The sequence below is a fragment of the Candidatus Eisenbacteria bacterium genome (assembly GCA_030017955.1).
In the GTDB taxonomy this organism is placed as follows: Bacteria; Eisenbacteria; RBG-16-71-46; order JASEGR01; family JASEGR01; genus JASEGR01.
Genome location: JASEGR010000082.1, coordinates 1 through 11,025 on the forward strand (window position 1 = coordinate 1; position 11,025 = coordinate 11,025).

The following is an 11,025-nucleotide window of genomic DNA, read 5'->3' on the forward strand; positions in this document are numbered from 1 at the left end:
GCGCATCCTGGCCAAAGTCACCAAATGTAAAGAAGCGTTAGACGCACTACACTAGATTGCTGCAAACTCGTCCCAAAAGCGGGACGAATTTGTGCTGTCTGACGCCGTAGGCCGAGTTCACAAATTCGAGTGAACGAGTCGAAGAAGGATCGACATTTTCGGCAGGAGGAAAAGGACATCCGAAGCAGATCCTAGGCGACGATGTTGAGGAGTTTGCCTTCGACGTGGATGAACTTGGCTGCGGGACGGCTCTTGAGTTGGGCGGTTATGGATGGATGCGAAAGCGCGGCTTGCTCCACTTCCTGGCGTGACGCGCCGGTTGGAAGCTGTATCCTGGCTCTGACCTTTCCATTGACCTGGACGACTAGAGTAAATTCCTCTTGCGCGAGCGCACCATTGTCATGTTCCATCCAGGCAGACATAAAGATGCTCTGCTTGTGCCCAAGCATCTGCCAGAGCTCCTCTGACATATGCGGCGAAAAAGGCGCCAGCATGAGGAGAAGCGCCTCAAAGGCCTCTCTCAGAACGGCTCCTCCCTTATCTTCACGTGTTACTTTAACCCCAGGAGATTGCACATATAAGTAACAAGCATTTACTAGCTCCATGAGCCTGCTGACCACCGTGTTCAAATGAAGTCTCTCAAGATCATCCCTCGCACCTTTGATCGCTGCATGGATCTCTCTTCTCAGTACTCGCTCAGGCTCTTCGAGAGCCCTGAGAGAGCCGCGGTCAACCCGGGCCGGAAGACTCTCCCTGTTCTCGGTCACGAGTCTCCAGACACGCTTGAGGAATCTATTGGCACCTTCGACTCCCCTCTCGCTCCATTCTGCATCCTTCTCTGGCGGGCCGATGAATAGCGTGTACAGTCTGACGGTATCTGCACCGTATCTGCCAACCAGCTCATCAGGGCTGACAGTGTTCCCTCTCGATTTGGACATTGCAGAGCCGTCCTTCAGTATCATCCCCTGCGTGAAAAGGTTTTCAAACGGTTCTGGAAAGTTCACCATCTTGATGTCATTAAGAAACTTGGTGATGAAGCGCGAATACAGCAGGTGAAGGATTGCATGCTCCACTCCGCCCACATACTGATCAACCGGAAGCCACTTGTTCACATCAGCGACATCGAACGGGCCGTCCTCCTTCTTCGGATTGATAAACCTCAGGAAGTACCAGCTTGAATCCACAAACGTGTCCATCGTGTCGCTCTCTCGCCTTCCGGGACCGCTGCAGCGCGGGCACTTGGTATTCAGAAATTCTTCGCTCTCGGCGAGGGGCGAGCGTCCTGTCGGCTGGAACTTGACGTTCCCCGGGAGAAGGACTGGAAGATCCGACTCAGGCACGGGGACCGTGCCGCACTTCTTGCAGTAGATAATTGGTATCGGCGTTCCCCAGTATCTCTGCCTGGAGACGAGCCAGTCCCTGAGCTTGTATTTCACCGTCCTCCTGCCAAGCCCGTTGCATTCAAGATATTCTCCAATCTTCTCTCTCCCCTTCTCACTTTCAAGTCCGGAAAATGTGCCAGAGTTTATCAGAACACCCTCACCTTCATATGCAGCTCCGGGCGGCACGGTCTTTCTTCCCTTCACAACTTCCCGTATAGGAAGCTTGTACTTCAATGAGAAATCCATGTCCCGCTGATCGTGAGAAGGCACTGCCATGATTGCCCCGGTTCCGTATTCCAGAAGCACATAGTTTGCAATCCAGATAGGTATCTCTTCGTGAGTGAACGGATTTATCGCAAACGAGCCGGTTGGAACGCCGCACTTCTCCTCTTCTGTCTCCCATTGCGCCTTGAGCGACGTCCTCCTAACGCTTTCAATGAATTTCATGGCCTCCGGCCCGCATGCGTCGGTTATGAGCTCGGAAATCTTCGGGTGGTCGGCGGAAAGCACAAGATAAGTTGCACCGAAGATTGTGTCGGCCCTAGTTGTAAAGCAGCTTAACCTGAAATCCTTTCCCTTCACCGGGAAATTAATCTCCGCCCCTTCGCTCCTCCCTATCCAATTCTTCTGCATGGTCTTCACCTTCTCGGGCCACCCGGTGAGAAGGTCAAGGTCATCGAGAAGTCGATCGGCGTAGGAGGTTATCTTGAAGAACCACTGTTCGAGTTCGGTCAGCGTGACAGGCGTATCGCATCTTTCACACGCGCCTCCGACAACTTGCTCGTTGGCAAGGACTGTCTTGCAACCCGGGCACCAGTTCGCCAGGGCATTTGCCTTATATGCAAGTCCGTTCTCAAAGAGCTTGAGGAACATCCACTGAGTCCACCTGTAATAAGTCGCATCGCAAGACGCCACCTCCCTGTCCCAGTCATACCCGACTCCCCACGCCTGAAGTTGTTCCTTTATTCTGGCGATCTTTGATTTGGTCCAGACTTCAGGATGAAGGTTGTTTGCTATGGCAGCATTCTCGGCCGGAAGGCCAAAGGCATCCCACCCCATGGGAGACAGGACATTCATCCCATTCATTATGTTCACTCTTGCGACCACATCGCCAATGATGTAGTTCCTGCCATGGCCAACGTGGAGCTCGCCGGACGGATAGGGAAACATCATGAGGCAGTAGAATTTCTTGGCCGGGGAAGCGGGTTTCATCTTGAAAAGGCCGGTTCTATCCCACTCGGCTTGCCATTTCTTCTCAATCTCGCGGACGTTATAGGGGACTTCGTTGTCTTCCATGGGGGGAGCCTATCAGCAGGCTATTTCTTTGTCAATTTATGCAGAAGGAGTTCGATACCGAGGTCCCAAGGAACTCTGCTGTTCTTGAGCTCGAACTCAGACTCAAAAACACTGGAGAGACTGGCCCTGAGATCTTCCCATGGGAGCGACTCTGCCTGAGGTCCAAGCTTGTTGATCTTCCAAGCAACGTAGCGCAGATGCTGAGGTATTGGGAAGCCGGCTCCGGCTGCTTTTGAGACAGCGAGGAGGCCGTATTCCCTTGAGATCGCCGGGAAGACCTTGTTGCGTTCCGTTCCCGCCAAGAGGTTCTTTTCAAGTGCGAAGAAGGCAGCTTTCCTGTTCTTCTGAGAAGTTTTCTCTGCGACTTCAAAAACAGAAATCTCTTTTCCAAAGCCCTGGACATTCTCAACAGTCTCCTGGTCCAGCGCAGGAGAAGTCCCCGCATAGGCGATCAACTTTTCGAGCTCGTTGCCAACCGTCCAGAGGTCCATTCCGCAGGATTCAAGGAGCATATCTATTGCACCCTGGCTTATCTCCTTCCCCGCCTTCTTCACTTCTCCTCTGACCCACCGCTCTGCATCACGATTGGTGAGCTGAGGAAAATCCACGACAACGCCGTGATTCGAGCCTTCGATTACCTTGAAAAGCGGCGACCTGTTCACATCCTTTTCTTGTGAAGTGAATATGAGCGAAGTAGCGGAGAGCGGGGATCGAAGATACTCAAGGAGTCTTGGTCTTTCGTCTGCGTCGAAGTCCAGGATCTCGAAAACAACGATTATCTTGTTCCCGGAAAAAAGCCCCACACTCCCGGCTTTTGCGAGGAGCTCATCAATGGGTATTTCGTCTGCGTGCAGTTTCTCGAAATCAAAGGCGAATATCTTCTCCTGCGAAAGTGACTTAAGAAGTTGGTCAATGGCCAGTCTCTTTCTGAATTCGTCCTTTCCGAAAAAGAGGTACGCTCCAAACCTCTCTCCTTTTTCAGCACGTCTAAGAAGCTCGTTCTGGCTCAACCGCATGCGGACTCGTCTTCCCCGGTTCGACCTACCACCCTTCGACTGTCCGTGTTATAACGTCGATGGCAATGGATTCCAGGGCTCTCCTTCTCCCCAACTGCTCCGTGGTTGCCTGGCTGCCTGCCACGTCATAGGTGGTCAATCCGACCAGGTCATCAGACCAAATCTGCTTGTTCTTCACGAGATCCTTGAATTCAACTTTGACCGTAATTGCCACCTGATACTCCTCCACCTGCTCGCGGGCATTGTAACCGAATACTCTGTTTTCATAGCCGATGATCGTCCCAAGCACAACGGAATTCGCCCGGGATTCGTCGGTAACTCTAAGATGGTTGTCCTGGATAATCGATCTCGTGAGGATTTCGGTGAGTTCCTGCTCCAGGCCGTATTCAAGCGTCTCATTCTTGAAGACAGGAACAGCAACTGTCTTGATGTGGGCCGGGAGCAAGGTTGATACCGTGTATCCGCAGCCCGAGATTCCGAGGAATGCAAACAAAATCAGGGAGCTTCTCAGCTTCACTATTTTTCAATCCCGTGCAGCTTGAGCCTGTACCGCAGCCTGTCCCGTTTTATGTTGAGGAGTTCTGCTGCCTTGGTCTGATTGCCGCCTGCTGTTCTTGTGGCCTTCTGGATAAGACTCTTCTCCAGGTCTCTCAGAAGTCTCTCGAGCTCAATCCCCTCCTCCGGAAGCTCGGGCAGTGAAAGGATTGAATCTATGGATGAAGAGAGCGAGTAAATCTTAATCCCGGTTTGCTGAAGTCCTTTTGCGATGTGCTCTTTCTGTATGGCGTCTCCGGATTCCAGGAGGATGGTCCTCTCGAAAAGATTCTTGAGCTCTCTTATGTTTCCGGGCCACGCGTACTCGAGGAGCAGCAACTCGGCCTCCGGGGAAATTGACTGAAAGTTCTTTCTGAACGCCCTGTTGAACTGAAGCATGAAGTGCTTTGCTATGTCAATAATATCCTCTTTCCTTTCTCTCAGGGGAGGAACTCTTATTGGAACGACCTTGAGTCTGAAGTAAAGATCTTCCCTGAATGATCCCTCTCTTACGGCATGTTCAAGATTCTGATTCGTGGCCGAAATGATTCTTACGCTTACCGTGATGTCCTTTGTGCCCCCTACCCTTCTGAAAGTCATCCTCTCCAGAACTCTCAGAAGCTTCACCTGAATAGTAAGACTCATCTCACCCACTTCGTCAAGAAAGAGCGTGCCGCCGTTTGCGAGCTCAAGAAGCCCCAGCTTCTGACTCCTTGCATCAGTGAATGCGCCCTTCTCGTGTCCGAACAGCTCGCTTTCGAGCAGCTCCCTCGGTATAGCTGCACAGTTCACCTCGATGAACGGCTTGTCGGCTCTTGAGCTCTTCTCATGGATGAGATTTGCGACCAGCTCCTTTCCCGTGCCGCTTTCGCCCTCGATCAGGACGCTAGTAGATTCGCTCTTTGCCACCTGGTCGACAATCTCGTAGATCTGAAGAATAAGAGGGCTCCTGCCCCGCACGAAATCGCGGGAGAACGTTTCCTTGCGCTGCGTTCTCAGATGCCGCAGCTCTCGCCACAGTTTTGTCTGCTCCAGGGCTTTATCCAGAACGACAAGGAGCTCCTCGAAATTGACCGGTTTATTGAGGTAGTCAAAGGCGCCCGATTTCATTGCCTTCACCGCCGATGAGACATCCGCGTAAGCCGTTACCATGATTACCGTCAATCCGGGCTCTGCCCGCTTTATCTTCTGAAGGACATCGATTCCGTTCATGTCAGGAAGCTTCAGGTCAAGGAGAACAACATCCGGAAGGTCTTTCCCGATCAGGGAGATGGCCTCTCCTCCGGTCGCGGCCGTCACCACAGTGAAGCCCTCATCTTCGAGAAACTTTCCGACGAAATGTCTTATCGCTTCTTCGTCATCAACGATTAGAATGGTTGTATTCACTCGTTACAGCTCCTTGTCCCAGCTCCAACGGGAGCTCTATCAGGAACGTGGATCCCTTTCCCGGTTCGCTCACCACCGAGAGCCGGCCTCCATGTCTCTTGACTATCTCATAGGAGATATAGAGGCCAAGTCCGGTCCCCGAAGGTTTGGTCGTGTAGAACGGCTCAAAAATCTTCTTCAGGTCCTCCTCGGAAATTCCCTTGCCATTGTCTTCGACAGCCATGGCAAGCACCTCGCCGTTCAGAGCCCCATGCCGTGATTGATGCTTTCCGGCTCTTGCCGCCGTGATCTTGATAGTGCTCCCTTTTGAGGCTGCCTCAATGGCGTTCTTTATCAGATTGACCAGCACCTGCTGAATCTGGTCCCCATCAACGGTTACCTCGCCCATCTCCGGTTCTATTTGTTTCTCTAATGTTATCTCCTCTTTCTCAAGGAGAGGCAACACCGCCTGGATGCTCCGCTCGATGATTCCAACAGGGTCCACTTTTTGAAGAAGAAGTGCCCTGGGATGAGTTACCTGGAAAAGGTCCCGGACTATCCTGTCGAGCCTTGCTATCTCGCCCAATACAAAGTCAATATTCTCCCTGGTTCCCTCGGTCTGGGGAAGCGCCTTGTTCATGTACTGCACGCCTGCCGCAATTCCGGCAAGTGGATTTCTTATCTCATGCGCCACAGACGAAGCGAACCTTCCCAGCGCAGCAAGATTGTCAAGCTGCCTTATCCTCTCCTCCATGCTTTTTATCGGCCTCAAATCCATAAACGTGATAATTGCGCCATAAATCTCGTCATCTTCATCTCTCAAAGGCGATGCCGTAAAGCTCACCGGAAAAGTAGTCTGCTCCTTCCCTTTTATGAAAGTCTCCTCCCTCAACGCTCCTTTTCCGGTTCGCAGAGTCTCGGAAATGATCTTCTCGCCGCGTTCACCCATCCTGAAGAGCTCGGTGAAGTTTCTCCCCTCAAGCTCTTCCTTGCGGTACTTTGTAAGTTTCTCCGCCATCCTGTTGAATATCAGTATCTTCCCCTCACGGTCAACTGCGATAAGACCGCCGGCCATGCTATTCAGGATGTTCTCTCTGAACCTCTCCCCCTCCTTGAGGTCCTGGTAGAGTCTGGTGTTCTCAACGACTGTTCCGATTCCTTCGGCTATTGACTCAATGAGTCCAAGCCCTCCCTGCGAGAGCCGTTGGTCATCTCCCGAGCTGGCCACTCCGAGAACACCGAGCACTGGAAACACCGAACATGAGACACAGGTTTCGTACATCGGGACTTTCCCGAAACTTGCCTCGTGCGTGCACCTTGTTTCCTCCATCATCCAACAGTCCCGATCAGAGATGCGATAGGCGGGGCAGACCTCCCTTGCGCACGACTTGAGTTCATAACATCGCTTTTCTTCCCTTCCCGCGAGGAGCGGCACGACAGCATAGGACCGCGGAATGCAATCACCGGACGCCCAGTCTGATCCTGTTCCCTCAATGAACGGCGGGCTGGCCTCCGGATCAAGAATGAGAGATCCCCTTGCTCTCAGCACCGATTTTGACATCACGCCGTTTTCGGGCTTTATCGGTATTTCGAGCTCGTGGAGCTTCATTCCCTTGCCGTGTCTCCTCGAACACTTGCCGCGTAGAACTCTCCTTTGCTTGTCAACAACACACAAGAAGACCTGGGAGAAGCCGAATACCTTCTGAGTGTACGACGTCAGGGTCTCTATGGTCTTGTCAATGTCAACCACGGCTGTCATGCTGTTGGCGACTTCTCTCAGTGAGAGAAGCTGGATGTTTGTCTCAAGAAGCCTTCTCTGGGTCTTCTCAAGCTCATCGGCTAGTTCGTTTGCCACCCCGATGAGGCTGTCGAGTTCCTTCCCCCTGGGGAACGGGACTTTCTGCGGAAGCGCACCTATCCCGTGGACGTCGTCGATACGCCTGAGCAGAAGCTCGAGCTGTTTCTTTGTCGTTGGCGTCGCTTTCATGATCACCGGTCAGCCTTGACCCGGCCCGTCATCTCTTTTCTGAAATATGACACGGTTGCCTTGAGACTTTCCTCAAAGCTCACCTTCGGGACAAAACCAAGTTCTTTCCTGGCCTCATCTGTGCATGCCCACGAGTGCTTGACATCACAAGGCCTTTCCTCAGCATGCACCGGGAGTTCCCTGGAGCCGGTTATCGTGCTCAATGCAGACAGAAGTTCTTCCAGACTCCTTGACCTGCCGGAAGCAATGTTAAAGACTCCGCCTGAGGCGCCCTCTTTGACGCAGGCAAGGTGATTTGCGGCGGCAACATCCCCGACATAGATGAAATCCCTGCTCTGCTTGCCATCACCATAGACTATTGGCCTTTCGCCCATGAGAAGTTTCTTGATGAAAGCAGGGATTACTGCCGCGTATTCAGAATTGGGATCTTGCCTTGGGCCGAAAACGTTGAAATACCTGAGTACCACCGTCTCAAGTCCGTAGATCGAGTCGAACATCCTGCAGTACTTCTCTCCTATCGCTTTCGTAACCGCATACGGAGATGCAGGCTCAAGCTTCGCCTCTTCCCTGTTCGGCAGCTCCTGACTGTTTCCATACACCGATGACGACGAGGCAAGGACGAGTCTCTTTACCCCGAGGTCCCGTGCAAGCACAAGGCAATTCAGGAATCCGTCAACATTGACGGAATTCGCAAGCAGTGGAGCACGCACGGATTGCTGGAGTGAAGTCAAAGCTGCCTGGTGAATGACATACCGGGCTCCCTGCATCGCCTTCTTTGTATCATCAACATTCCTGATGTCCCCTTCGAAGACGGTGAGCAGCGACAGAGCCGCCTCGTCAAGAACGCCGCGGAAGTCGAGGTTCTCCCTACGCCCGGTCGAGAAATTGTCCAGCACGGAAACCTTGCTGCCTTTGGAGAGAAGGTACTCTACAGTGGCCGAGCCGATGAAGCCGGCCCCTCCTGTCACAAGAAAAGTATCACCCGTCGTTTTCATACGAGGTCCCTGCGAAATTCGCGCACCCGCTTCTAGAGCTTGACAATCTTTGGAGACTTGACGTTCCTGAACACATTCCTGGTGTCGAGGACAAGAGGGGAATGACTCAGTATCCGCTTATAGTCAAAATTTGAGTGCCCGCTGACAACAACGCTCATGTCCATTTTTCTGAGAAGAGATTGAGTAATCGGCACCGACCTCATCTTGAACTTATCTGTCCTGAGAACCGGGACATATGGGTCCGAGTAAATGACATCCGCACCCAGGCCTTCCAGGAGCTGGATAATCTCGATGGCTGGCGACTCCCTTGCGTCGTTAACGTCAGCCTTGTAAGCCACGCCGAGTATCAGGATCCTTGAGCCCTTCACACTTTTCTTCTTCATATTAAGAGCATTTGTGATCTTCTTGACGACGTGGTGAGGCATGTCGGTGTTTACCTGACCTGCAAGCTCTATGAACCTGGCTTCAAAGCCGCTCAGTTTTGCTTTCCAGGACAGATAGAAAGGATCGATAGGTATGCAGTGACCTCCCAGCCCGGGGCCGGGGAAGAACGGCATGAATCCGAATGGCTTTGTCTTTGCTGCCTCAATTATCTCCCAGACATCCATGCCCATCCTGTCGCACATGAGTGCAATTTCGTTCACAAGGGCTATGTTGACGATTCTGAAAGTGTTCTCAAGCAGCTTCACCATCTCTGCTACTCTTGTCGACGAGACCGGAACCACTTTCTTCAGACTCTGCGCGTAGAAAAGGGATGCCATTTTGGTGCAGGAAGGCGTGACGCCTCCGACTACCTTGGGAATGTTCTTGGTCGTGTAGACTTTGTTGCCCGGATCGACTCTTTCCGGAGAAAATGCAAGGAAGAAATCCTTGCCGACCTTGAGGCCCGTGGACTGCAGCATTGGGAGAATAAGTTCCTCGGTCGTGCCCGGGTAAGTCGTGCTTTCCAGAATTATGAGCTGGTCCTTTCTCAATCTCTTCTGAACCTGCTCAGTCGCTGCAACAATATAGGAGACATCGGGGTCGCGCGTCTTCCTCAGAGGAGTCGGGACACAGATGTTTATCGTATCCATCCGGCCAAGACAATTGAAGTTGCTGGTCGCTTTGAGAAAGCCTTCTTTGACCAGCGACCTCAACTCATCTCCATTGACGTCGTCGATGTAGCATTTCCCCCTCTGAATCGAGTTAACTCTCTCGGTGATGATGTCTACGCCGGTGACCCTGAAGCCGGCCTTGGCAAACTCCACAGCAAGAGGAAGACCAACGTATCCAAGCCCTATCACGCCTGCTCGCGCCTCCTTGGTCAATATCTTCTCATCAAGATTCACGTGAACGCTCCTTTCCAGTGGAAGATGTCGAGTGAGTCTACCAGTGAATCTCTCCCGCTGTCAACAAAGTGCCCCATTATAAAATCGGCCAAAACGGAGCCAATCAAGAGGAAAAAACACGAGCAAAAATGGTCGTGAGAAATTTGGGTTTTTGACACGGTATGCGGCAAATTGGAGTTTGGGGCAGCAAAAACCGTGCCCATGTTCAGGCACGATATAATGGCAAAATGAAAGTCCCGGACCCGGTTTTGTTGCTAGATGCAAGGCCTCACAGGCCTATCCCGGCTTCATTTTCTGCATTTGGTGTTCTAGACCCGAGAGATGGAAGAGCTACTTCTCTACCGTAACCAAGCCGACTTTCTTCCTGAGGTCCCTGAAGAGCTTGATAAGCTCTTTCTTATCAGGTGTCAGGACGCCTTTCCTGTCAGGGAGAGAATCGACGCTTTCAGCTTCCGCAGCCACTGCAACTTCCTTTGCCTCCAAAGACTCAGCGATGGCTGCCCTTCTACGGACCTCCTCTATAAGGGCTTCCGTGCGAAGGGATATAGGGCTTGAGTCGGGCTTCAGCTCGCAATCGAACCAGAAAAAGCCCACCTGCCATGTGCAAAGGTGATACAGGGCTTCTTCCACCTGGTGCGCCAGCGCTTCGTCTCTGTCCTGCTCCGTTATCAGTTTCATCTCGAGAAGAATGGGGCCGAGCCTTCTTCTTCGCTTGTCGGCTTCCTGCCTCTTCAGAGCTTCCATGAGCTGCTCTCGTGTGATCTTACCTCTCTTCATAAGTATTTGCCCCAGAAGCTCTTCCTTCATGGGCGCAATCGTTCTCACAACCATTCCGTCGCGGAAATGCACCTGTGCCCGCCCAAGTTCGCTTCTGACGCTCAGGACCCCAGTTCTTCTCGAGCCACCCAGAATCTGCAAAACCTCTATCAAGCTCAGATCTCTCAAGCTGCCCACTAGTGCCATAGGTTCTCTACCTCCTGCATTCGGATTGAGCAAATACTGTGCCAGGGAGCCGGCTGTGGGGTGGGTATGTGCGTGTAGTTCCTAGTGCACCGTAACATAAATAGGTTGACATTGACATTGCCCCAGAACGGTGCACTGCTCGGGGTTTTAGGGGGTCGA

General features: G+C 52.4%; 8 protein-coding genes. All 8 read right to left on the reverse strand.

What is annotated here, in order from left to right; all coding sequences use genetic code 11:
* Positions 1-191 precede the first annotated feature (191 nt).
* Positions 192-2,678: a leucine--tRNA ligase gene (leuS, locus tag QME66_11205; GenBank protein MDI6809532.1), complete on the reverse strand. Its 2,487-nt coding sequence runs from the start codon at positions 2,676-2,678 to the stop codon at positions 192-194.
* A gap of 20 nt (positions 2,679-2,698) precedes the next feature.
* The gene (gene holA / locus QME66_11210; GenBank protein MDI6809533.1) at positions 2,699-3,688 is read right to left on the reverse strand and encodes a DNA polymerase III subunit delta; all 990 of its coding nucleotides are present in this window, start codon (positions 3,686-3,688) and stop codon (positions 2,699-2,701) included.
* A gap of 31 nt (positions 3,689-3,719) precedes the next feature.
* Positions 3,720-4,211 (reverse strand): LptE family protein, encoded by a 492-nt coding sequence (locus QME66_11215; protein MDI6809534.1) that lies wholly within the window; start codon positions 4,209-4,211, stop codon positions 3,720-3,722.
* The gene (locus tag QME66_11220; GenBank protein MDI6809535.1) at positions 4,211-5,614 is read right to left on the reverse strand and encodes a sigma-54 dependent transcriptional regulator; all 1,404 of its coding nucleotides are present in this window, start codon (positions 5,612-5,614) and stop codon (positions 4,211-4,213) included. Before QME66_11220 ends, QME66_11215 begins: the two co-directional genes overlap by 1 nt.
* Entirely contained in the window at positions 5,589-7,580 is a 1,992-nt protein-coding gene (locus tag QME66_11225) for an ATP-binding protein (GenBank protein MDI6809536.1), read from the reverse strand. The genes QME66_11220 and QME66_11225 overlap by 26 nt, the downstream gene beginning before the upstream one ends.
* A 2-nt stretch (positions 7,581-7,582) precedes the next feature.
* Positions 7,583-8,575, reverse strand: coding sequence for an SDR family oxidoreductase (locus QME66_11230; GenBank protein ID MDI6809537.1), 993 nt, complete (start codon positions 8,573-8,575; stop codon positions 7,583-7,585).
* 32 nt (positions 8,576-8,607) lie between these two features.
* A complete protein-coding gene (locus QME66_11235; GenBank protein ID MDI6809538.1) occupies positions 8,608-9,903 on the reverse strand; it encodes a nucleotide sugar dehydrogenase in 1,296 nt (431 codons plus the stop codon).
* Positions 9,904-10,233: 330 nt separating this feature from the next.
* Complete coding sequence (locus QME66_11240) at positions 10,234-10,866, reverse strand: DUF4388 domain-containing protein (GenBank protein MDI6809539.1); 633 nt, start codon at positions 10,864-10,866, stop codon at positions 10,234-10,236.
* Positions 10,867-11,025 lie beyond the last annotated feature (159 nt).